Genomic DNA, 24815 nt, shown 5'->3' on the forward strand with positions numbered 1-24815 from the left:
TAACCTTCACAAAAACAGTCTTTAACAGAAGTAAAATACCCTACTTCCTATTTCAATTGACTCCCTAGAAGCCTTTGTTAATAAGTTGTTTGCCCTTAAACAAGCATAAAAGCAAAAAAAAGTATATTTGTTGTATGCAAGTGTCTACCTACATCCAAGATTTACTGTATCGCTACGAATGTGTAATCATTCCTGGCTTTGGCGCATTCTTGACGCAGTACAATTCGGCAAATTTGAATGCTGAAAACCATACTTTTACACCTCCTTTAAAAACGGTTTCTTTTAATAGACAGCTGCAAACTAACGATGGTTTGCTAGCCAATTACATCGCGACTGTTCAAGGGGAATCTTATGAGCTTGCATTGCAAAAGGTAAGAGATTTTGCGAGTAGTTGCTCAAAAAAGTTAGCACTAGGAGAAGAAGTAATGCTCTTTAAAATAGGGAAATTCACCTTAAATACAGAGCAGACCATACAATTTGAGCCTGCAAATGCTGAAAACTTTAATACTGCGTCATTTGGACTCACAACCTTTGTTGCTGGAAAAGTGTATCGGGAAGCTGCGATTGCGTTAGAAGACACTGCAGAAGAAGCGGTCTTGTTATTCGCTCCGCGTGCGCGAAGACCGTATTTAAAATATGTTGCGGTTGGAGTTGTTGCATTGGCTGTTGCGGGATTGGGAGGCATGAAATTGCACGAAGGAAATGTGCAACAATATAATCTTGTACAAAAACAAAAGGCTACTACTAAAGTTCAAAACCAAATTCAAGAAGCGACTTTCATTATGAATAGTCCGTTGCCTACAATTACGATTCCTCTTAAAAAACAAACAGGCAATTACCATATTGTTGCCGGAGCTTTTAGAGAAGCCGCTAATGCCGACAAGAAAATGGGGCAATTAAAAGAGAAAGGATATGTTCCTGCAATGATTGGCAAGAATAAATATGGGCTTCATCAAGTAGTATATTCGAGTCACAATGATAGACTTCAAGCGCTAAAGAACTTGCGTACTATTAAGCGTACCGAAAATAGTGACGCTTGGTTGCTGGTTAAAAAGCTGTAATAATTTTCTTTAGATGCTGAGGTTGATTGTCTACATAAATTACAATCCGGTAGTTTTCTTTTTTGCTTTATTTAACGCGTTCTCTCTTTCAGAAATTTCAAACTCCTGTACCTTTACAAAAAAATTTGAAAATGGATTCTAAAACTCCCCGCGAGTCGCGCACAGTTATAACGGATTTAGTCTTACCAAGTGAAACCAATCCTATTGGGAACATGTTTGGAGGCGAATTGTTAGCACGTATGGATAGGGCTGCAAGTATTGCCGCGAGAAGACACAGTCGTCGCATTGTAGTGACCGCTTCGGTAAACCACGTAGCGTTTAATAAAATGATTCCTTTGGGAAGCGTTGTTACGGTAGAGGCACACGTGTCGAGAGCATTTAAGAGCTCTATGGAGGTATTTATGGATGTTTGGATTGAAGACCGTGAAAGCGGCATAAAAAGCAAAGCAAATGAAGGTATCTATACCTTTGTTGCTGTTAACGAATCGGGCAATCCAATGCCGGTACCTTGCTTAAAACCAGAAACCAAATTAGAAAAAGAACGTTTTGACGCAGCACTAAGAAGAAGGCAATTGAGCTTACTATTAGCAGGAAAAATAAAGCCTGCTGAGGCTACTGAGTTAAAAGCCTTGTTTGAGGAGTAATCTAAAAGACGAAACTTTAACAGATTACATCCTATATACCCAATCACTAGGGTTCATCTCTGTAGTGTTTTTATACACCGCAAATTTAACGACGGTTTTACCAGTTATGGGATGTGTGAAGACGGTTCCTAGCTCTTGTTTGGCGCTTACTTTATCTCCTTTTTGAACGCTTACCGTCGCGAGGTTTTTGTAAATGGTAATATATTCTCCGTGCGCTACCATTACTACTTTGTTGGCATTTTTTATTTGTACGACGCCTAAGACAGTGCCATTAAATACGGCACGTGCCCTTGCGTCTTTTGCAGTCGCTATTTCAACACTGTGAAAGTTTTGCGTTACATTAGGAAATTGCGGGTGTTGCCGTTTTCCGTACTTATTTACTACTACCCCTTTTTCAACCGGCCAGATTAGTTTGCCCTTATTATTTTTAAAGCTTTTAGCAAGCGCAGTTGCCTCCGGAGTCAAAGCAAATGCTTCGTTTGAAACTTTTGCAATTGGTTTTTTAGCATTTTTAGTAGCGGCTCTTTTTGCGGCTTCTCTATTAGCCGCTGCAATGGCATCACGGATCATTTTTCTGATTTCGCCGTTAATTTTATCTGCTTCGCGTTGTTTGCTTCGAATCTGTTTTGTGAAGTTCCCTTCGTCTTTTCTAAGGGAAGCGACTAGTGCTACTTGATTCTTTTTCTCTTGAGATAGTTTTGTTTTTGTTTTTTTGTTTTCGGCTATAAGGAGGTCTTTTTGTTTGCGTTGTGTAATTAAATCTTTGTTGAACCCCTGTAATTGTTCGGTTTTACTTTTAATACTCTCCCCTTGTTTTTTACGATAATTCGCATATTGTTTCATATACTGAACCCGCTTATAGGCTTGTAAAAATGTGGTAGAGGACATTAAGAACATGACTCGGCTTTGCTGCGATTTACTCTTGTACGATTTTCTGACCATTGCCGCATAGTCTTCTTTTAATGCAGTTAACTCCTCTCGAAGGGTCGAAATCTGAGATTGATTTTCATTGATTTCCCGCGTTAATAGGTTTGCTTGCTTGTTCGTTATTCTTATAAGGTTTTCTTGAGCGCTAATGCGTTGATTTATATCTTCAACTTCGGTTAGCACCGTTTTTCGTTCCCCTCTTGTTTTAAAAAGGAGGTTGTTTATTTTTTGAATATCACTAAGAATATTTTGTCGCTGCTCTTCTAGTTGCTGTTGCTTTTTAGATTGCGCTTGGGCAAACGCAGTCCCCAAACAAAAAATTAGGATACATAAAAGTGATTTGCGTACTGCCATGTTATTTTAGCTTCATTTGTTTATAGCCATCTGGAATAGTAAACGGAAAACTTAGCGAAACATTGAGGTCAATCTTTTTATATTTTATATCCACCGTTGTTGTGTCTTGATCTTCTGTAGCTTCAACATGAATTTTAGTAGGATAAAAAGAGGATGAAATCTTTTGATAAGGTCCGTAAGCAACCACGAGATTTCGGTTTTCTTGGGGTTGTGATATTTGTTCTTGATGTACTAAGAAGGTATCAGGATTTAATAAAAGACTCAATAAAAAACGTGCATCTTGTTTGGCAGGAACGAGTTCATATTTATTGCTTTCTACACGTGAAGTGATTTTTCCTTGATTTAAGGGAATGATAGACTGTCCTAGAAAAATTGCTTGTGCCTGTTGAAAGTTAATTTCGGTTCCTAAAAAGTCACTTAATAATGCAAAATCGCCTTTAAAATAAGTACGCCCAATAGATTCATAAAAACCTACTTCATTAGGGGTGATTAAAACTTTTGCTAGTGTAATACCAATTATAGAAGCTTTAATCCAGATGGCTTTGTCTTTCTCCATTCGTACGCTGGTGGTAATACTTTGCGACTGTTTTGGGTCGCTATATTTTACTTGCATTCTGGCCGCAAGCGTAGTAAAATCTTGAGACGCTCCTTTATGGGCAGCTATTATTTTTTTTGTTGAAAGTGCATTGTTTGCATTGGCGCTGCCTTCCACCAGCTTTGTACTTCCGCAGGAGGAAAATAAAGCAACAACCAGCAATGATGAGAGGATTTTAATTTGCATATATTAATTGTCTAGTAGTATTGCTTGTGCTTTTTTAGTGTACTCATTTGCTTTTTTTGCATCTCCTTTTGCAGTGTATGCATTAACCAATTGTATGTAAAAGTCTTTTTCCATTTTAGAATCATCTATTAGATAGTCCAAACCCGCTTCTAAAGATTCGATAGCGGAATCAAACGCTAGTAAATTATTGTTTGCAACACCATTTAAAAGATACAACAAAGCTTGTGCTGGGAAAACTTCTAGTGCATTATTACTAAGTTTTTTAGCTTCTTCATATTTAGAAAAATCAAGTTGTAATAGTAAGGTTTTTTTTAATAAACTAAAATTATCTGGATCATTGGCTATGCCTTTTTCATAGAATTTTAAAGCAATTTCTTTGTTTGCCTTTGTCATATAATATCCCCCTAGCTTTTCATAGACCTTAGTCTTTCCTTCTGCTGAAAAGGTAGAGATTACATTATCTAATTGATGCTCATAGGATGGATTTTCAGTTACAAATTGTAAAAAATCACCTAAAACCTTATACTGTATTTCTGTATCGATAGTTTTAGATTTAAATACTATATCCATAGATGCAACGGCTTCTTCGGTTTTATTGTCATCCAAGTAAAATTTGTAAAGCGCAACGTGGACGAGCTCATTCTTAGGGTTGTTTCTTAATAGTTCTAAGGCAGTATCATAAGCTTTTTTAGTATTCCCTTCTTCGCTGTATAAATAAATAAGGCTGAGGTAGTCTTTTTCATTTTTAGGGTTTTTATCAACCTTTTCTTCTAAAGAATAGATGGCCCTATCGGTATTCCCTGTTGCCCTATAGATTTGATTTCTTAGCACATTGCGATACACACTTTCTCCCCAAGATTCTTCCAGTTCGTCAAGAATTACGAGAGCTTTGTCATATTGCTTTGTGCGGGTATATAAATTTGCTAAGTCTTCTTTATAATCTTCATCATTTACGATTAGTTTTTTAACCAATAGGATCGCTTTATCATAATTGCGCTGTAAGTAATATAAATCATACAGTGTTTCTAGGACATCAATACGATCTGGGTTCTGGGCGATTACCTTATCTAAATTTTCTTCTGCAGAAGGGTATTTCTGTAATTCCATGAAGTTTTTTGCCATTTCATACTCGACGACTGCAATAAATTGGGGGTCCTCATTTGCCGTCTTCTTAGCTTTTTCTAAAGCTGCAATAGCAAGCTCATAGTTTTCAATGGATTTCTGCTTAAGAGCTTCGAAAAAATGCTCTTGAAATGCATCGGTCAAATTGCCTAAATCATCTGTGGGTTCTTCTTCTTGCGCAGAAATAGCGACAGAAAAAAGGAGTCCTGAAAATAGAAATATATATGGAAATAAAATTTTCAATGTAGTGGTATGGCTCATTGCAGTAGAGGCCTGTCTTTAAAGTTTGTATTTAGAAAAACCCTTCGGCTGCAGTTGAAGGAAAAATTCCTTTATTTTAATTGGCTATAATCGCCGATACTTACATTGGTAAACTTACCGTCAAAATGGGCGTGATTTCCAATCATTGCATTGTCTAAAATAGCATTCTTAATTGTTGTTTGTGTTTGTATAATACTGTTTTTTATGGTGCTATCTTCAATTACTGTGCCTTTTCCGATGGAAGCAAAAGGACCTATCACACTATTCTTAAGCACAACGTCCTCCCCAATAAAACAGGGTTCGATAATTTCTGAGTTTTCTAGGCGTACGGTATCTGAAACGAGCGGTTCATTTGCTTCCGCTAAAAAGCCTAGCATTCTTCTATTTGTTTCTACGGTTACTTCTTTATTTCCGCAGTCCATCCATTCGCTCACGGTACCTGTTTTGAATGTTTTTCCGTCAGCCATCATTCTTTTAATCCCATCGTTAATTTGATATTCGCCACCATTAATAATGTTGTTGTCTAAAACATACTGAAGTTGGTTCTTCAATACCGAAGCATCTTTGAAATAGTAAATTCCAATAACGGCTTGATCACTTACAAAGGTTTCTGGTTTTTCTACGAGCTCGATGATTTCGTCTTTTTCATTTAGATTAACCACGCCATATGCCGAAGGATTATCCACCTTCTTTGTCCAAATAACGGCATCTGCTTCTTTGTCTAAATCAAAATCTGCTCTAATCAATGTGTCGGCATAGGCTATTACTGCTGGACCACTCAATGAAGGCTCTGCACACATAATGGCATGACCAGTACCTTTTGGGTCTAATTGACGGTAAATACTGGGCTTTGCTCCTAGCGATATTGCAAGTTCTTTTAGGCTTTCTACTACATCATCGCCAAAGAATGCAGGATCACCCAGAATGAAGGCTATTTCTTCAATATCTTGGTTTAAAACACCAGCGATATCTGCAACGAGACGATGCACAATAGGTTTTCCAGCAACTGGAATTAATGGTTTTGGCACTGTTAAACTGTGCGGGCGAAGGCGGCTGCCGCGGCCTGCCATTGGGACTATTATTTTCATGTGTAGCTATGTGGTTTTTTTCTTCGTTCTTATGTCGTTATTTAACTCCAGTACTCCCAAAACCCCCTTCACCACGATGCGTTTTGCTAAGCACTTCTACTTCTTCAAACACGGCTCTTTCGTGTTTTGCGATAACTAACTGTGCAATACGTTCGCCATTTTCAATGGTAAAATCTTCGTTACTCAAATTAACTAAAATAATGCCAATTTCTCCACGATAATCTGCATCTATGGTTCCTGGACTGTTTAGAACCGTAATTCCTTTTTTTGCGGCCAGACCACTTCTTGGTCTAACTTGTGCTTCGAAGCCTACAGGTAACTCAATAAACAAACCTGTTTTTACAATCGCACGTTGGAGCGGTCTTAAAGTAGAAGATTCAGTCACATTAGCCCTAATGTCCATTCCGGCAGAAGCAATTGTTTCATAGCTCGGGATGGGGTGAGATGATTTGTTGATTATTTTTATCTGGGTCATACTTCGACTCCGCTCAGTATGCGGAAGGGTTTTACATTTTTAATATTTTTGCGACTTCTTTTTTTTCTGAAAAGACAACGATTATCAAAAATACCAATAATAAGACAGTTCCTATGATTAAATTTCGGTCAAAAACATAAAATGAAAGGCCTGAAAATAGGATGGCTAATAATAGATAACCACCTATTTTTTTAACCGAATAGGGAACTGGATAGTATTTCTTCCCGAAGTAATATGACAAACACATCATTGTTGCATATGCCGCCAAGGTGGCAATTGCAGAACCTTTATAACTTATAATTGGGATGAGTACAAAATTAAGCCCCAAAGTTATCAATGCGCCAACAACTGAAATATAAGCCCCAAAACGAGTGCGATCGGTTACTTTATACCAGACGGAAAGGTTATGGTAGATCCCTAAACAAAGATTGGCTAACAATATAAATGGCACCACAGAGAGCGCGACCCAATAGGCCTCATCCTGAATTAATAGTTCTTTGAAAAAGTCTACATACACCATCACAAATAGAAATATGATGCAGCCTAAAATGGAAAAGTACTTCGTGATCAACGCATAGGTCTCCTTTGCATTTTTTTCTTTTGCATGGGTAAAGAAAAAAGGCTCTATCCCCAATCTAAAGGCAGTGGCAAAAAGTGTCATAAAAACCCCAAGTTTATAGCATGCGGCATAGACTCCAACTTCCGTTTTTGCAATGTCGTCAGGGAGGAGATATGCCAATAAAATTTTATCAAATGCTTCGTTTATGGAGAATGCAATCCCTGCAATTAAAACAGGAAATGCATATTTGAGCATCTCAAGGCATATTGCTTTATGGAAGCCAAAACCAATTTTAAAGTATTGAGGAAGAATAAAAAGTAAGGTAGCTCCGCTCGCTATTATATTAGCAATAAACACATAAAGCACTTTGTTTTCGCTGAGGTGCATGGACTCCCAAATGGAGTTAGGGTTTGTAGTAATGAGTTTGGGTAGCACTAGAAAGAAGAACAAATTACAACCCAAATTAATGCAAACATTCACAATCTTAATTACAGCATAATCCATTGGTTTTTGATTGGCTCTAAACCAGACAAAAGGGATGATGGCCAAAGCATCCAATACTAAAATAAGCAAGGCATATGTAACGTAGCGCGTGTCAAATTCTATTAAACTTCCTATTTCTTTTCGTAAAAAATAGGCGATAAGAAAAAATGAAATAGAGGAAATAAAGACAGACGTTAATGCCGTGGATTGGACCTGTTTTTTTTCTTTGGGACGTTTGTTTATGAATCTAAAGAATGCCGTTTCCATCCCATAGCTCAAGACCACATTTCCTAAAATAATATAGGACATTAAGGTGGCATAAACCCCAAACTCTGATGGCTCCATCACATTTGTATATAAGGGAACTAAAACAATGGCTAAGGCACGTGGTAATACCGTGGCAAGGCCATAGATAAAAGTTTGTTGGAAAAGCTTTTTAAAAACGCTCAATGCCTATTTGTTTATTAGCGATAAAGATGAAGTAGATCTCTTAACGAATCCTACCATTATTCAATTAAAGAACGTTTTTCAATTAAGCCTTTAATCTTATAAAATTGAAGACTGCCTTCATAGACAAGGCTAACAATAGCTTCACTGTCTTTTAAATCGAAAGGGTTCTTTTTACTAACATAGAATCCCTTTTTCAAAGATGGTAATAAACTATCACGTTTAGAAATATATATAGAATCACTCGTAAAACTTCCCATAAACCGATCTGTGCCGTCAGAATAATGAACTCTAAATGGAGCAGTTTTTTGAACTTGTGCTACTTTTTGATCGTAAAATACTTGTTGAAAATAAACTTTGGTAGTTAGGCTTCTTAAAGAAGCTAATTTAAAATAGAGATCAGTTCCTTTTTGTTCGCCTTGTTCGTTTTTATTCCATTTTTGAGAATATGTATCAGTAATTGAAAATGGAGGCTTCTTAGAAAGCTTATACTTTGGTGTTTTTAATTGAGAACCAGCACAGCCTAAAAGAAAACATCCTGAGATTATAGAAATAAGTAGCACGCGGAGTTTCATAAAATAAGGCTATTATTGAATATTAAAATTACGATATATTTATAACGTTTTCATATGTATTTCAATCTTTTTTCTGCTCAGGGTAAGCAATCATAGGCTTTTCAGCAATGTTCAAAACCTTCGCGTAATATAAATCACCCTCTTTTACGTAACTAACGACCGCTTCGTTCTCTTCTAACATAAAAGGAAATCTAGTAGTTGGAGTGTTTACCGCTTCTTTAATTGGATCATTATCCATTATAATATCAGGTCGTCGTTGATTTCTGTAATGAGCGGTATAGGTTGTTTGTGGAAGGTTTAAAACGATAGCTTCTGCAACCATACCTTTAAAGTAGATTTTTTTAATAGTAATCGTTTTGGGTAATGCATTAAATGTTATTTGTAGATTAATACCGCTTCCACTGCTTTGGACACCGCCTCCCCATTTTTGAAAGAAAGCTTTGGAAACCGAAAAGGGTGGATTTTGTGTTATTTTCACGGCTTCTGTTTTTTTCTTGGCCCCTCCACAACTTAAAAGCAATGCAATACAAAGTAAGGATAAGGCCAAATAGAGTCGTTTTTTTGAATACATAGCTTGGTTAAAGTTTGAATACGATTCCTAAAAATACTGCAATTCCATCTGCGGCATTGACGGCTAGTGTTTTGTTTCTTGTATTAAAATACGGGAAAAAGAACTTTACGTTTAATTTATCATTCAGGATATAATGAGCTCCTGGTCCTACGCTGTATACTCGCAACGCATTTCCGTTTGTGCCTCCTCGTGAATCATCATCTAAACCAAAACCATAGCCAGCGTGACCGTAAACATTCCATTTTGCCTTGTTAATGAAGTAGTACTGTAATGAGGGTACAAAGCCATAACTTTTTATAGTGACATTGCTATCATTTTGTAGGGCACTATTATCTGAGGTAAAAAAGGATCCTCCTAAAGAAACCTTTTCTGAGACAAAAAACTCCATTCCAGCGAGCCCTAGGAAACCAAAATCATCTTGCCCATCCGTTTGAGTGGGATAGGGTGAAGCAGAGATAGAAATATTCCAGTCCCCTTTTTCGTTTTGACCTATTGTGAGTAATGTTACCAGTAAGAATAACGGGAGAAGTTTGAACTTCATGATTCAGATTTTTACAAATTATTTCACAAAGTTACCAAAGATTACAACGTTTGTGAAGGGATCATAAAAGAAAAAACCCCTCAGATCACCAAGATCCGAAGGGTTTAAATATTCTGAATTAATAAGGGTAACTGAGTTATTTTAATAAAGCGGCACCCTTTTTTAAAATTATATTGAAGCTATCCTGCTAAGGCTTCTGCACCACCAACGATTTCTAAAATTTCGTTTGTAATAGAGGCTTGACGTGCTTTGTTGTATTGTAGTTTAAGTGCGTCACGCATCTCGGTTGCATTGTCTGTTGCTTTGTGCATGGCAGTCATACGCGCTCCGTGCTCACTTGCAACACTGTCTCTAATACCTTTAAACAATTGTGTTTTAAGACTTTTAGGGATTAATCCTTCAACTATCGTTTCTTTTGAAGGTTCAAAAATATAGTCTGCTGTGTTTGTTGTTTCGGTTGCAGCAGGAGGTAAAATTGGCAAAAACTGCTCAGTCATTACAATTTGCGTTGCTGCATTCTTGAAATTATTGTAGACCAAAACAATTTTATCATATGCTCCGGCAGTAAATTGCTCCATTAACATTTCAGCAATAGCGGACGAAGCATCAAAGGTAAGATCATCAAATATTGCAGCATGGTGTGCTACAATAGTGCCATCCTTTTTAAGGATATCATTTCCTTTTTTTCCGATAGTAACAAAATCAACTTGCTTTCCAGCATAGGTTTCATTTGCAAGTACTTTAGATGCTTTAATAATATTACTATTAAAAGCTCCTGCAAGACCTCTATTTGAAGTAATGGCTACTACTAGTACTTTACGCACTTCACGCTGCTCGCTGAAACTACTTCCAGAATCTGCATCCAATGTTGCACTTAAGTTTTGTAATAACTCGGTCAATTTTTCAGAATAAGGTCGCATTGCCGTAATCGCATCTTGCGCTTTTTTCAACTTAGCAGCAGACACCATTTTCATGGCACTCGTAATTTGCATCGTTGAACTAACGGATGATATTCTGTTTCTAATTTCCTTTAAGTTCGCCATTTCTTATTAGTTATAATTTATAACACTTCGGCTTAACATCTCCCCAGCCAAGTTTAAAAGGCTAGGGGAATGTAAATTTAATTTACGCTTTATATTTTGCAGATAAATCTGCGGCTACAGTTGTTAAAGTGTCGATTACTTCGTCTGTTAACTTACCAGATTTAAGTGTGTCGAGCATTCCCCTGTGTTTCGCATTTAAAAGCTCTAGGTAATCTCTTTCGAACTCCTTCACTTTATTTACTGGCACGTTTCTAAGTAAGTTTTTAGAACCTGCATAGATAATCGCAATTTGATCTTCCACCGTAAATGGCGTATTTTCGTTTTGCTTTAGGATTTCAACGTTACGCCTTCCTTTTTCAATTACATTTAAAGTCGCTGCATCAAGATCAGAACCAAACTTTGCAAACGCTTCCAATTCACGGAAAGCCGCTTGATCTAGTTTTAAGGTACCTGATACTTTTTTCATCGACTTAATTTGTGCGTTACCACCCACACGAGATACCGAGATACCCACGTTAATCGCTGGACGTACACCAGAGTTGAATAAATCTCCATCTAAGAAAATTTGTCCATCTGTAATAGAAATTACGTTTGTAGGGATATAGGCCGATACATCACCCGCTTGTGTTTCGATAATTGGTAATGCAGTTAGTGATCCACCACCTTTAACGATTGGTCTTAATGATTCTGGAAGATCGTTCATTTCTGAAGCAATCTTATCATCATTAATAACTTTTGCCGCACGCTCTAATAATCTTGAGTGCAAGAAGAATACATCCCCAGGATACGCCTCACGTCCCGGTGGGCGACGCAATAAAAGTGACACCTCACGGTAGGCAACTGCTTGCTTAGATAAATCATCAAACACAATTAACGCAGGACGACCTGTATCTCTAAAGTATTCACCAATGGCCGCACCTGCAAAAGGAGCATATACCTGCATAGGAGCAGGGTCAGATGCGTTTGCAGCTACAATAGTGGTGTATGCTAAAGCTCCAGCTTCGTCCAGTACTTTTGCAATGTTTGCAACCGTAGAGGCTTTTTGGCCAATAGCAACATATATACAGAATACTGGTTCTCCTGCATCGTAAAATTCTTTTTGGTTTAATATGGTATCGATACAAACAGTAGACTTTCCTGTTTGACGGTCACCAATAACAAGTTCACGTTGCCCTCTTCCTACTGGAATCATCGCATCAATAGACTTGATGCCGGTTTGTAAAGGCTCTGTTACTGGCTCACGATAAATAACCCCTGGCGCTTTACGCTCTAGTGGCATCTTGTAAGTTTTCCCTTCAATAGGCCCTTTACCATCTATAGGAGCACCCAATGTATTGACTACACGGCCTACAACACCTTCACCTACTTCGATAGATGCGATACGTTGCGTGCGCTTTACCGTTGCACCTTCAGAAACACCTCTCGAAGGCCCTAATAATACAACCCCTACGTTATCTTCTTCAAGGTTAAGAACGATACCTTCCATACCGTTTTCAAACGCTACTAACTCACCGTATTGAGCGTTAGCAAGCCCGTATACACGTGCAATACCATCACCTACCGTTAATACAGTTCCGACCTCATCAAGAGAAGCTGTTGCTTCAAAACCGGTAAGTTGTTGTTTTAAGATTGCTGAAACTTCAGCTGGTTTAACTTCTGCCATTTTATGAATGTTTGTGGTTCGTGGTTTGCCGTTTATGGTGCGCCAATTACCTTTCTTTATAATTGTACTTTTTATTTTCTTTATACCGAAATACTAAAAATCCGGCATATTTATCAATTCAAAAACCATCGCAGTCCAAAGTCTTAGCAGCGGACTATAGTGATTTGCTAAATTCTCTTTTTAAGTTTCCAAGTTGATTTGCAATACTTGCGTTGTATTGTAAATCTCCAACTCGAAGTATAAAACCTCCTATGATCGATTCGTCTACTTTATTTTCTAAAGTAACTAAATCGCTTCCTGTCATTTCTTTTACTTTAGCTAAGACTTGCTTTTCAAGATCTGCCGAAAGTGGAACTGCAGTTGTAACGTGCCCAAGTTTAACACCTTTACCTTCGTTGTATAAGTTGATATAGCTAGAAGCAACACCACTTAATAAACCAATTCGTTTGTTTGATGTTAAAATTTGGATAAGGCTTTTTGTTATTTCGCTATTTCCTTTAAAGATACTAAGCAATGCTTGCTTTTTGTCATCTCCATTAATCACTGGGCTTTGAAGAACAGTACGTAATTCTTTGCTTCCAGCGATAGTAGCCTGGACAGATTTCATATCATCAAAAACAATCTCGCTAATATTAGCTTCGTTTGCTTGATCTAAAACTGCTTTTGCATATCGTATGGCTGCTCTACTCATATTTCGACTTCGATCAATAACCTTTGATAGTTATTTTGATTCAACATTCGTTTGGGCTCCGCTCACTAACCGCAGCGGATACTTTTATTTCTTAATTAAGCTTGGCGTCGTTCAACATAGAGTTCACTAACTCAAGTTGCTTCTCTTTGTTAGACAACTCGCTCTTCAACATTTTTTCAGCTATTTCAACGGAGAGAATCGCAACAGTACTTTTAAGTTCTGCAATTGCTGCTTTCTTTTCAGCTTCAATAGTGGCTTGTGCATTTACGATAGTTTTGCTTGCTTCAGCTTGCGCTTCTTCTTTTGCATCTGTTATCATTTTCGCTTTCATTTCACGAGCGTCCTTCATCATAGCTTCGCGTTCTATTCTAGCTTCTTGTAATAATTTTTCGTTATCAGCTTGTAGGTTTTGCATTTCTAACTTAGCTTTTTCAGCACTGTCCAAGGCATCTCTGATCCCTTGTTCTCTTTCATTTACTGCGTTAAGAATTGGCTTCCAAGCAAATTTTCTAAGCAATAAAAGTAATAGTACAAATACGACTGTTTGCCAAAAGAAAAGCCCTACCGAAAATTCATTTATTAATTTTTCCATCTTTAGTGTCCGCGAAAGCGGAGATCTATTTGGTTATACTTTATTTATTCCTACCTGCCGCAGGCAGGTTTTAAGAAAAACTGTTTAATTTAAATAGAAACATATCCCTGCAACCAACCGTTGCAGCGATATGTTATCTTTTTTGATTACCCTGCGAAAATCGCTGCGAAACCAATACCTTCAATAAGCGCTGCTGCAATAAGCATTGCTGTTTGAATCTTACCGTAGGCTTCTGGCTGACGTGCGATAGCTTCCATAGCTTTCCCACCAATCATCCCGATACCAATACCGGCACCGATTACTGCTAATCCTGCTCCGATAATAGTTGGTATCACTGTACCACCTGCTTGTACAATCATTGGAATTGTCATAATATATAAATTTAAAAATTAAACACTCTGTATAAAAAACCTCTTGCCTATGCTAGAGGAGACCGCTGTCTTTTTTATAAATGCGCAATTTCTCCTTCGTGATCCTCTGTGTGCTCATGCGTTTCACTAGCAAAACCAAAATATAAGGCTGCTAACATCGTAAAGATGTATGCCTGTAGTAAGGCTACTAATATTTCAATCAGTGAGATGGCAAACGCCAATCCAAAAGATAGCGTTCCACCTATCCAGGTTTGAAATATGTAAATTAATCCTAATAAACTTCCTAATACTACGTGACCTGCTGTCATGTTTGCATACAAACGAATTAATAAGGCAAAGGGCTTTATAAATAGGCCTAAGATTTCAATAGGAACTAAAATGATATAAATAAATATTTTACCAGCCCAAGGCATTCCGTCCCCTAGGGGATCAAAAATGTGCCTCCAGTAATCTTTTGTTCCTGTAAATGTTGTGATTAAGAATACAATGATTGCTAATGCTGTTGTGATTGCGATGTTTCCAGTAACGTTAACCCCTAGAGGAGTTAAACCAAACATATTCAGAAACCAGATAAAAAAGAACACCGTCAATAAGAAGGGCATATATTTTTTATACTTAACAGGCCCGATGTTTGCAATAGCAATGTCATCTCTAATATAGGTAATGATAGGTTCGAACAAACGTCCAGTTCCTTTGGCTATATTTCCATTTTTTGCATAGCTATTTGCAAGTCCTCTAAATAAGAAGAACATTAATAGGGCTGTCATAAGAATCATAAAGACCCCTTTAGTAATGGAAAAGTCTAAAGGTTTTGAATTTGTTGGATGTTGGTCTTTATCATAGGTGATTGTTCCAGCAGCGTCTGTTTCATAAATTTTAGCATGGTCTACCTTGTAGAACTTCCCATCTACTTCAGCAACAGTTTCACCGTGATGAAATTTAGAGGAAGAAAACACTTTTAAGCCATCATCCCATAGAATGACGGGTAATGCAAATCCAACGTGGTGAACTTTACCGGTTGCGTCATCTGTGTAAGAAAACAATCCAAAATCGTGCGAATCAAGCAAGTGATGCGCTACATAATCTTTAACTTCTTGTTTTCTGTCTGCTTTTGTTTCCCCAGATTGCTCAGGGGTTTTAGCCGTCATTGTAAATGAAGAAACTAAAAAGAGAATTGAAAGTAATCTAACCACTGTTTTTCGTTGCATTTTTAGACAATTTAAAGACGTCTTTAAAATCGGTGCAAAACTACAGACATTCTAGAAAAAGAAAAAACTATTTTATCTCTTTTTTTTGTGCGAAAATTATCAGGTGTTTTTCAACAAATATTATTCAGAATAGGTCTGATTGTTAAGTTGTTTTGAAAGAAATAGTACTTCAACGATTAAACAGGTTGCATAGGGAACGAAGAATGCGGCAAATTCAGTTTTCTCCATCGTGCCATCTTCTTGATAAAAAGGATAAAATACAGTGAAAAAAACAACAAATTTAATTCCGCTTCCCAACATAAAAATGTACGCTGTGTTATTGGATTGCTTATTTATGTTTGATTGGATTAGCACAAATAGCAACACGGCTAAGAGGTAATTTATTAAATAAGAAGGAATAATTCTATTTTCGAAAAGAGGAAGTTCTAGTAAAGACAATACTAATAAATGTAAGCCAAAGGTGAAACACAAAATAATAAATAGCCCTAATAAAAAGGGCGTGCTTCTTTTCATATAGATTATTTGTTAAGCCTGTTAGCTTGATTTAAGACGAGGTAAAGAGAAAGTGCTACACCAGATAAGGTACATATTATGAGGAAAGTTTTACCATCACTGTAGTTAGCATCTAACCACTTACCTAATTGTACAAATAAAAAAATGATGACCCCCATTTGGATAGCAATAGCTGAAAGTATTGCCCATCTTTTTATACCACTGTTCTTATTCTCTTCTGGCATAAAACGGGTTTAATTAAGTTGTTCGGGGTGTGGTTTTTGTGACCGTTTTGAACGATCAAAATAGTTTTCTGTGCTCTTATTGACTGTATTCGCAGTTTCTTTTCTTTCCATGGAACACGTAGCGTTAAACATTGCACCAGGCTCAACAGATAGTTTGCCAACTAAGGCATCACCATTAATTTTTGCATTGGCGCGCAATGTTAACAAATTTGTCACTCTCAAAGTTCCTTCAAAGAAGCCTTCGATATCTGCTTGGTCACAAGCTAAGGTGCCTATGACTTTACCATTTTTTCCTATAACCACTTTGGACGTCGTGGTTATATTTCCTTCAATAATACCATCTATCCTTAAAAATCCTTTGGAATCTATATCTCCCTTAATGATTGTGCCTTCGTTGATTCTGTTTTGATTAGAACCGGGTTCATTATTATTTTGATTTGATTTATAATTTTTTTTGTCTAAAAACATGTTATTTTTTTTGAGGAGTGTCTGTTTTAGGTTCGATAACCCCTTTGTTTAGATAATCTGTGAGGTTTTTATGAATTTGTATAATTTTATAGTTTTCTGTAGAAGTTCCAAAATAACCTCTTGAAATACTGGGTAATTTAGATTCTCTAGTTGGCGCGGCTAGCTTCGCTCCAAAACCTTCAGCGCCCCACTTACTATCTAAACCATGAACAACAACAAGTATAACATTAGGGGTGTAATAATCTAATGACGTATTCATTTTTTGATCGTAGCTGTAATGTTTAATCGCATTGTCCAACTGTGTTTTTAAACTTTCAGCACTTGCCTTTTCGGTTGTGCTAAATTGATACACCAATTTAAAATTAGTCCCATCAGCATCAGCAACAAATTCATTAAACTTTAAGGCGGGAATTACATTAGAATAAATAAATTGTGCTTGTTTCCCTTCTTCGCTATTTGGATAGGTTAAAGAAACAAAGTTGAGTCCTTTTTTATAGGCTCGGTAACCATCCCGCCTAGCCAATGCCGTTACTTTTAGAAGTTCTAATTTTGGGACAATCTCGTTGCCATTATATAAAGTGATGTATTCGTCACTTTTTTTAATGACATCATCGTATTTTCCTCCCTCAAATTCTTTATACAAAGCATTGTACTTAAACTCAGGACTCGATGCGTCACTTGCTAATTGTGAATTTGGATTACGAAGAATTTCAGCATAGCGAGAATCACTATGATTGCTCAAAATATCATTTTTATATTTTAAGGCAAGTGACTCCTTTTCTATCTGGCCATAGATTTTATATAAGTTATATTTTGCAGGAAGGACCAAGCGTTCTGTAGGTTGAAAGCCCAATAATGATTCTAATCTGTTTGCTGCAAGGTCATATTCTTTAAACTTCTCTTTATAAATAAGTCCTAATTGGTAATATGCAAAATCTCGGTCTTGGGTTAAACTATCTAATACCCTTTCATCAGTAGGAACTGTTGCTAAATAGGTTTGTGGATCAAAAATTTCAGAATCTGAAATAGAGGCTACTTTTTCAATAGCTTCTTCCTCTTCACGAATACTATTTAGTGTTTTCTCAGAAAGCCTCCAATTATCAATGAGTTCTCGATTTCCCCAGTTTTTCTGAAAGGTTAATTTACCATATGCTACCGTAGAAGGATTATAAAAGTAGAATTTCCCACCTCCAGCGTTAGGCCCAGCGTTTCTATTGCCTCCAGCGTTAAAAAACTCATTGTTGTTAACACCGCTGCCTCCTTTGCGCTCTTGTTTAGCAAAAGCAATGCTATCTGCAATTGCTTGGGCTTTGAGTTCATTGGTATATTCAGTAAAAAATGCAAGACGATCATCTTCGCTCATATTTGCTATGCGCAGGATGCTATCATTGTTAGTTGCAATGTCTTCATATTTGATAACGTCATCAAGATTTTCACGCTTCTTTGTCATACGCCTCCATTGTCTTGTGTTTTCAGTTAAATTGGTCAGTGTGCTATCATAATATGCGCCAGCGTTTTTGTACAATGCATCGTCAAAATTCATTTCGGCGAGCGTTTGATAGTTTATGGATTGAAGCGTACGATCGTTACTAAATGCTCTAATGGATTTGTTATAATTGACTACCGCTAAAGAATCATTACCAATATTGATATAATAATCTCCAAAAGAATTGTACACTTTAACTAAGTACGGTCTGTTTTCGCGGTCTTTTTCTAAATCTTGTAGTAATTCTAAAAATATAATGAGGTCCTCTTTTTCATAATCAAAATTCTTTGCCTTCCCAATAAAAGCATTAATTCTGTAAACCCGTGCAGTTTTCCTGTTAAGTTCGATAACTTCATCAAACGCCATATTAGCGCTATCTTTCATTTCAAGGCGATTGTAAATCTGTGCTTTAATAAAGGCATATCTTCCTTTTAATTCATTGTCTTTTACATATTCTGAAGCAATCTTTATGTAAGGAAGCGCTTGTGGAATAGAATCTAGATTAATCATTGCTTGGGCTAACATCGCATTGGCATCTGCTATAACGGTATCCTCTAGCTCCTCTTCGGCTAACATCTCCGTTAGGTTCTCTATGGCATATTCCTCATTCTTTAGCCTAATGTTTGTCTTAGCTTTCCAAATCTTTGCGTTGTTTACATTGTTACTAGTGGCATATTTATCCAGTATAAAATTAAAGGCATCGAGCGCAGGGATAAAACGGTTGTCATAATAACGAGCTTTTCCTAATAGGATATACGCCTCATCAATTTGAGGATTATATTCTTGCCGGTTGATAAACATAGAGTGCTTTTGAATTGCTTTTACAGCTTTTTCTTCGGCTCTGTTAAAATTAGGGTCTTTGCCATCTGTGTCTAATTGTGCTTCGTCTTCTACTTCAATTCTTTCTACTGGTAAAATTTCGTAGTAGTTGTCCTGATAACCAAGGGCTAGACCCTCCTTACCATTATCAAATGCATTGTTGCCATTAAACAAGGTGTTATACTCGGTTGAAACCGCATGGAGGTTGCGATTTAAGAAAGTATTCTTTTTTCTTGAACAAGCCGTTATTAGTACTACAGAAAGAAGAAGAAGAGTAATATAATGTATTCGTTTCAAAATATGCTAGATTAATATGTTATAGTAACTAAAAACCATCGGTTTTAGTATACTTAACTAATAAAAATGGAGGGTAAAAGTAGGCTTATTTTTACTATTGGATTGAAAATTGCTTTAAAAAATGAAATTCAAGCTATTTTTATAGAGAAATATAGATGGCTTCGCGTGAAGATTTAAGTAGTATAGATTAAAAAAAACATCGGGCAGACGCTATTTTAAAAACAGGTTTCACCCAATTTTCTAAACGATATTTTGAAAGTATTTTTTCATCTACCGAAAGATAAGGGCTTGTCACAAAATCATCAGGAATTTGAATGTCTTCAAGGTCCAATACCAATATATTCTGAGGATGGTAAAAATCGTAGTTTACGATATCCTTGTTAGTAGTAATTAATTTTTTTTCTAGCCCCATCGCTTCAAAAGCCCTAAAGGACAATCCTGTTTGCTCCTCTCTTTGTATTTCAACCACAATGTCGCAGGCAGCCATAAGTTGTAGGGATTCTTTTACGTTTTTCTGAGTAGTTAGTAATTTGACGTGCTTTGTTTCTATTGGGCTTCTGTTGTAAACAAAAATACGATGCGTCCAGCCTTTCGAGCTTATATACTCAGTTGTTTTTTCTAGTAGTGGCAATCTATAATCAACCGTTGAAATATTAAAGAATTGATATTTTGTTTTGGGTGATTTTACTTCAGAATGGAAAATATAATTGGTCAAAAACTTTAAATCATAACGCGCAACATCTTCTTTGTCATAGCTGTAAATCGTGTCAAAAAATGGAATAATTTTCGCCATTCTTGGAAATCGCCTTGTACTATCCCAATAATAAGCATCTAGCTTTTGGGTAGCATTTTTAAGGAAAGTTAAAGTAGTATTATCCAAAGCATCTGGCCTAATGATAAAGATCAAATCTTGTTTCCCTAAAACCTGAATTTGGTTTTTAATTCGGTTGGCAACAAATGTTTTTTTTAGATTTTTCCCAAAGAAAATTTTCGAAATCACATTTTGTAAATGATGAAAAAAATTCTTGTATGAAAAAGTAGGAACGTCTAAATAAATGATTTCAGCGCTGACTGAATCATATTTAGCGATGGCTTCATAAATATATTGAGTATAGCCAAATGAGTAGGGCGCTATGAGTAGTATTTTGCTCAAACGATGATGCCTAAACCATTGCAATGAGGGTAATTATAAACGTTTTTGCCAGCTACTTTTGCAATGTCTATTACGGCACGGCGTACTTCTGGGAAACTTTCGGTATCGTGAAAAATAGTACATGTGCTATGCTGCGCAGCCCATAAACCACATTCAAAAGTCTCAGCATAATTATGCACAATGTCTACGTGTGAAAAGTCATACTGTGTTTCGTCTTTTTTAATCCAGTCTTTATAATCTGCTTTGTTAAGACTAATGTTTTTATATTCTGAAAGGCGGTCTTTGGTATCTTGAAAATGATCGCCTTTAAAATCTGTATGTTCATCACCAATAAAAACATCTACACCAGTGACTTGTTTAAAATAATTTGAAAACACGACCGAAGAATATCCAAACTCAACGCCAAACTCAATACAAGCATCTCTCCCAATATCAAAACGGTCCAAGATATCTTCAATAATTTCTTCTAAACCAGCCCAGGCAGTAACCACAGGAATCATTTTCTCAGGTTTCGAAAACTTTTTTGGAATGTATGTTTCCATAGGTAACCTTTTGTGAAGCTTGTATTTTTTAAATTTTGAACGTAGTCCCATTTTTGATTCGATTAGAATTCAAAAGTACTAAAATGAAAGTATACTTGAATACTTTGTATAAAAACAAAACCCTGAAGCAAAATTGTTTCAGGGTTCTATATTGTAAAAAAACAAAAGATTACTTTTTGACAAATCGTTTTGTAAACTGAGTGCCATCCTTCGTTTTAATTGTAATAAAATAAATACCAGCACTCAAATTTTCCACAGCTATTGTATGCGAATTTAAACCTGAAATATCAGCTCGCACAACAGCTTTACCTCTACTATTAAAAATGAGATATTCAGTACTATTAAATGTAGTCTCTGAAAAATCTATTGTTAAGATTTCTGCAGTAGGATTTGGATATATTGAAAATGAACTCCCATTTAAATCATTTGTGCCTAATACCGTGTTACCATAAATAGCACGATCTCCATTTTGAGCTGTAACGACAAGGGATAAATCACCTCCGTCTGGGGTTATTTCATATGTAAATGGCGTAGTTTCATTATCTATATAGAATCCATAATATAATGACTCATAGTTAATGTCGTCTGGATTTCCACAATCAAATCCTCCGTCAATCCAGCCTCCTGTTAGTACGCTAAATGTTGAGTTTGTTGATTCAAAAAAGACAGCATTACTAAGAAAGTTTTGGCACATAGCTAAAGATATACTGTAATCGGGGTCATTATTTTGAAAAAATAAAGTTGCAGTTGTTGTAGGAAAATTATCATTACTACTAATTACAACATTCCTTAAATACCAAGGAGTGTCAATGAGTTGTGGGTCTTGAGCTAGTATATTTGAACTAATTAAAATTAATAGAATATATATTGATTTTTTCATGATTAAAAGTTTTAATTTTTATATAGATTTTTAGAACCAACAATTACCCCATCACAAACTAATGCAATAGCATAGATGCCGCTTTCATAAGTAGAAACATCTAAAGAAATGAACGTTTCTTGAGGGTTTAATATATAATTATTAGAAGTGTTATTTTGAGTTCCTACTATCATCAAATAAGCAGAACTAGCTTCGTCTGCGTCATAATTAATAGTAACTAAATTTGAGGTTGGGTTGGGCACCAAACTTTCAATTTTATAGGGATTTACCTTTATTTCAATTTCATCATAATCTTTATAGCCATCTCGGTCTGATATAATTTCTAGCGTATATGTTTTTGTTATATTAGGAGAAACCGTCAAATGCCTTCCTGTATATACTAAGTTGCCGTCAGGATCATACCAATTATAAATTGCTGCTTCGTTTATTTGAGCTGCTGTGATGGTCACCGATTCATCCTTTTCTATTTCTTCATCACCACCCGCATCTGCCTGAAATGTGGGTCTTGGGTATTTATTTATTTCATAAGTTTCTCCTCCAATAATTTCATCTGTTATAGCATCTCGATGTATGACTCTAAATGTATAATGTTGTCGATTGTCTTTTTTATCGGTCAAAAAATTAAAAGAGACATTAATAATGTTGTATGTGTCAGCAGGTAAAACGATATTGTCTAACACAGGTTTTTGACCATTTACAATTTTATGACTAGAGATTTTAGTCTGTTTAAAGTTTGACTCAACACTCCCGCCAGTTTGCCAACCATTATAAATTCTACTGTCCATTTCTATTAAAACTTCGGCTGCATCGTATAGAGGAGTTACATTGGCTATGGTGTCTGTCACAAACTCCAAATAAGAAGTCCTTGCCGTTGTTAAAGAATTACCTACGCCAACAACACCGCTAATATTACTTGAGGAGTTGGTTATAATATTATTAATGGTTGTGTTTTTCCAAGCAATATTATTATTGTTTTTAACATTTTCTGTAACATTTGCGATTTCAGTAAATGTCATTGGATCTTGGGTAGATTCAATACGTGCAAGCAAACAAAAATGCCATGGTTGTTCATTATCGATACTTTCATAATCTTCAGGATTGGGAACGAACCAAGGAAATTCTATTATTGTAGATTCGCCAGGCTCTAGAAAAGGTATGGATTGCACTCCAATTTCATCTCCCATTAAAATTGGACTATTGGGATCATCAGGGTTTGGGACCGTTAAATTACCAGTCCAATGTAATGGCCACGTTAATTCTGTATTTGCTTTTGCCCAATAAAGTTTGGCATTGTCAGAACCATTTGATGTCTCACAACTGTTATTAGTTATTCTTACATAAGCATAATTGGGCGAATTAGCGCTGTATACTGGGTTTTCATGTGTCTTTATATAGGTTCCATCACTTTGATTACGAACCGAAATATCTTTGCTCTCCCAAAGATACTCGGTTTCAAGATCAGGCTCTTGGAATCCATCTATCCTAGAATTTTGCATCGCTAGATCCAAATCATCGGATGGATTCATAATACAAGAGGCTTTTTTAACGGCTCTGAATGCGTTTATCCTTCCAGTACCTAGTTGTCCTATATAATTTTGGTTGTTCGGGATATGGTAAATGTCATCAGTGGTTTCTCGAATAATAGCTCTAACTTTTTGGGGAGTGAAATTTGGGTTTATGGCGTAAATAAGTGCTGCTAGCCCTGATACCATAGGAGCCGCTCCAGAGGTTCCCGTACCAAGAAAATACCCATCGATTACATCTGGACTATTGTAATTATCTCCTGCAAGAATCATCATCTGTGCAGGTGAACTTACATCTACTTTGTCGTTATGGTTATGCGTTCTAACATCTGCACCAACGTTTCTATATTCGTGAACATCTTTCCAAGAATTTGTCCATTGATTTTGAGGATAAAATTCTCCAATATTATATCTACTGCCTACGCTAGTCACAGACATGACAGAATGGTAAGATGCAGGGTACATATATGCATTTGGCACTTCCCAAGACTTATTGTTGCCTGAAGCCGCTACAACTAAAACCCCTAAATCATCTCTAATTTTTTGATATAATATTTCATCAATTTCATTGTAGACGCTACTTGCCCAACTACAATTAATAACTTTTACACCTGGAATTTGAGCGACTTCCCACACCCTTAGGACATTATTATAGACATCTGCTGTAACAAGTCTTGTATTATAACCAATGCTAGCGATTCCAACACCATTATTAGTGTCTCCTGCCACTAAATTAGCAACTTGAGTGCCGTGAAAGTTTGGGTCGTTATTATTTGGATTGTCAAGGTTAATTGCTATTTTATTTTGCAAATCAGGATGGGTCAAATCAAACTTAGAATCAATGACACCTACTAAAATATTAGGGTCTCCTTGTGTTACTGTCCAAGCTAGTGGTGCTTTTATTATTTCTAGTGAGGTATTATCGAATAACTCATCTGGACCAGCTTGCAAAGTTGGTAATTCAACATAATCATTTGGGAAATCAAAAAGCAAATCGGGTTTCTCTATTTCAATAAAATTTTCGATTTCTACTTGTTGAGAAAACGCCTGTACTGTTTCATTTTCTGGAAATTCTATATAAAAAACTCGTTGCAATCTTTCTGAGGAAATTCCTGGAAAAGCCTGTTTAAATTCATAAACATTTTTTGAATTTACTAAATTAGAAAAACTATTTATTGCGGTTGTAATCGAAATTGTCTGATCTGGATTTACTGTTTTATTTATAGTTCCTAAATCAACATTGGGTTTCATTTCAATATAATATCCTTTACGATTCTGAGAAAACATTATTGTGCTACATAAAAACACAAACAGAATAGTTAAAAGGCGTAAAAATTGATGGGGGGGGGGGTGGTAAATAAAAGGGTTCCTGGATTTTTCATAAAAAAAAGAGTTTAAAGATTACCGAGGAGAATCTAAATATAGCCTTTTTAATTAAAAAAACAATCAACAC

General features: G+C 36.2%; 25 protein-coding genes. 2 read left to right on the plus strand and 23 right to left on the minus strand.

The annotated features are described in order from the left end of the window. Positions 1–134 precede the first annotated feature (134 nt). Positions 135–1061: an SPOR domain-containing protein gene (locus tag ABXT67_RS05650; protein WP_415376307.1), complete on the plus strand. Its 927-nt coding sequence runs from the start codon at positions 135–137 to the stop codon at positions 1059–1061. Between the two features lie 131 nt (positions 1062–1192). Beyond that, complete coding sequence (locus ABXT67_RS05655) at positions 1193–1705, plus strand: acyl-CoA thioesterase (RefSeq protein WP_415376308.1); 513 nt, start codon at positions 1193–1195, stop codon at positions 1703–1705. Between the two features lie 24 nt (positions 1706–1729). Here the strand turns inward: ABXT67_RS05655 and ABXT67_RS05660 are convergent, their stop codons facing one another. From ABXT67_RS05660 to ABXT67_RS05770, 23 genes are all read right to left on the minus strand, one after another. Continuing rightward, positions 1730–2986, minus strand: coding sequence for a murein hydrolase activator EnvC family protein (locus ABXT67_RS05660; RefSeq protein ID WP_415376309.1), 1257 nt, complete (start codon positions 2984–2986; stop codon positions 1730–1732). A 1-nt stretch (position 2987) separates the two neighbouring features. Continuing rightward, on the minus strand, positions 2988–3767 hold the full coding sequence (locus ABXT67_RS05665) for a DUF4292 domain-containing protein (RefSeq protein WP_415376310.1): 780 nt from the start codon (positions 3765–3767) through the stop codon (positions 2988–2990). A 3-nt stretch (positions 3768–3770) separates the two neighbouring features. Beyond that, a complete protein-coding gene (locus ABXT67_RS05670) occupies positions 3771–5150 on the minus strand; it encodes a tetratricopeptide repeat protein (RefSeq protein ID WP_415376311.1) in 1380 nt (459 codons plus the stop codon). 71 nt (positions 5151–5221) lie between these two features. Continuing rightward, positions 5222–6238, minus strand: a complete 1017-nt coding sequence (locus ABXT67_RS05675) for a sugar phosphate nucleotidyltransferase (RefSeq protein WP_415376312.1) — start codon at positions 6236–6238, stop codon at positions 5222–5224. Between the two features lie 37 nt (positions 6239–6275). Next, a complete protein-coding gene (gene dut, locus ABXT67_RS05680) occupies positions 6276–6713 on the minus strand; it encodes a dUTP diphosphatase (protein WP_415376313.1) in 438 nt (145 codons plus the stop codon). Positions 6714–6744: 31 nt separating this feature from the next. After that, entirely contained in the window at positions 6745–8205 is a 1461-nt protein-coding gene (locus ABXT67_RS05685; RefSeq protein ID WP_415376314.1) for an oligosaccharide flippase family protein, read from the minus strand. 56 nt (positions 8206–8261) lie between these two features. Then, positions 8262–8777 carry a hypothetical protein gene (locus ABXT67_RS05690; RefSeq protein WP_415376315.1) on the minus strand — a complete coding sequence of 172 codons (516 nt, stop codon included), beginning with the start codon at positions 8775–8777 and terminating at the stop codon, positions 8262–8264. Positions 8778–8838: 61 nt separating this feature from the next. Continuing rightward, on the minus strand, positions 8839–9348 hold the full coding sequence (locus ABXT67_RS05695) for a hypothetical protein (RefSeq protein ID WP_415376316.1): 510 nt from the start codon (positions 9346–9348) through the stop codon (positions 8839–8841). 7 nt (positions 9349–9355) lie between these two features. Beyond that, the gene (locus tag ABXT67_RS05700) at positions 9356–9889 is read right to left on the minus strand and encodes an outer membrane beta-barrel protein (protein WP_415376317.1); all 534 of its coding nucleotides are present in this window, start codon (positions 9887–9889) and stop codon (positions 9356–9358) included. Positions 9890–10068: 179 nt separating this feature from the next. Then, positions 10069–10932 carry an ATP synthase F1 subunit gamma gene (atpG, locus tag ABXT67_RS05705; protein ID WP_415376318.1) on the minus strand — a complete coding sequence of 288 codons (864 nt, stop codon included), beginning with the start codon at positions 10930–10932 and terminating at the stop codon, positions 10069–10071. Positions 10933–11014: 82 nt separating this feature from the next. Next, positions 11015–12595: a F0F1 ATP synthase subunit alpha gene (gene atpA, locus ABXT67_RS05710; RefSeq protein ID WP_415376319.1), complete on the minus strand. Its 1581-nt coding sequence runs from the start codon at positions 12593–12595 to the stop codon at positions 11015–11017. A gap of 154 nt (positions 12596–12749) precedes the next feature. Continuing rightward, on the minus strand, positions 12750–13286 hold the full coding sequence (atpH, locus tag ABXT67_RS05715; RefSeq protein ID WP_415376320.1) for an ATP synthase F1 subunit delta: 537 nt from the start codon (positions 13284–13286) through the stop codon (positions 12750–12752). A gap of 91 nt (positions 13287–13377) precedes the next feature. Then, the gene (locus tag ABXT67_RS05720; protein ID WP_415376321.1) at positions 13378–13878 is read right to left on the minus strand and encodes a F0F1 ATP synthase subunit B; all 501 of its coding nucleotides are present in this window, start codon (positions 13876–13878) and stop codon (positions 13378–13380) included. Positions 13879–14024: 146 nt separating this feature from the next. Beyond that, positions 14025–14249, minus strand: coding sequence for an ATP synthase F0 subunit C (gene atpE, locus ABXT67_RS05725; RefSeq protein WP_415376322.1), 225 nt, complete (start codon positions 14247–14249; stop codon positions 14025–14027). Positions 14250–14323: 74 nt separating this feature from the next. Next, positions 14324–15025 (minus strand): F0F1 ATP synthase subunit A, encoded by a 702-nt coding sequence (gene atpB, locus ABXT67_RS05730; protein WP_415376935.1) that lies wholly within the window; start codon positions 15023–15025, stop codon positions 14324–14326. A 552-nt stretch (positions 15026–15577) separates the two neighbouring features. Continuing rightward, a complete protein-coding gene (locus tag ABXT67_RS05735; protein ID WP_415376323.1) occupies positions 15578–15970 on the minus strand; it encodes a hypothetical protein in 393 nt (130 codons plus the stop codon). Between the two features lie 5 nt (positions 15971–15975). Next, the gene (locus ABXT67_RS05740) at positions 15976–16194 is read right to left on the minus strand and encodes an AtpZ/AtpI family protein (protein WP_415376324.1); all 219 of its coding nucleotides are present in this window, start codon (positions 16192–16194) and stop codon (positions 15976–15978) included. Positions 16195–16203: 9 nt separating this feature from the next. Then, positions 16204–16662 carry a bactofilin family protein gene (locus tag ABXT67_RS05745; protein WP_415376325.1) on the minus strand — a complete coding sequence of 153 codons (459 nt, stop codon included), beginning with the start codon at positions 16660–16662 and terminating at the stop codon, positions 16204–16206. 1 nt (position 16663) lies between these two features. Next, entirely contained in the window at positions 16664–19264 is a 2601-nt protein-coding gene (locus ABXT67_RS05750; protein WP_415376326.1) for a tetratricopeptide repeat protein, read from the minus strand. 187 nt (positions 19265–19451) lie between these two features. Then, positions 19452–20417 (minus strand): hypothetical protein, encoded by a 966-nt coding sequence (locus ABXT67_RS05755; protein WP_415376327.1) that lies wholly within the window; start codon positions 20415–20417, stop codon positions 19452–19454. Further along, on the minus strand, positions 20414–20959 hold the full coding sequence (locus ABXT67_RS05760; RefSeq protein ID WP_415376328.1) for a class I SAM-dependent methyltransferase: 546 nt from the start codon (positions 20957–20959) through the stop codon (positions 20414–20416). Before ABXT67_RS05760 ends, ABXT67_RS05755 begins: the two co-directional genes overlap by 4 nt. Before the next feature lie 169 nt (positions 20960–21128). Beyond that, positions 21129–21839, minus strand: coding sequence for a T9SS type A sorting domain-containing protein (locus ABXT67_RS05765; RefSeq protein ID WP_415376329.1), 711 nt, complete (start codon positions 21837–21839; stop codon positions 21129–21131). An 11-nt stretch (positions 21840–21850) separates the two neighbouring features. Continuing rightward, positions 21851–24649, minus strand: coding sequence for a S8 family serine peptidase (locus ABXT67_RS05770; protein ID WP_415376330.1), 2799 nt, complete (start codon positions 24647–24649; stop codon positions 21851–21853). Positions 24650–24815: the final 166 nt, after the last annotated feature.

The organism is Patiriisocius sp. Uisw_017, assembly GCF_047731265.1.
GTDB lineage: Bacteria > Bacteroidota > Bacteroidia > Flavobacteriales > Flavobacteriaceae > Patiriisocius.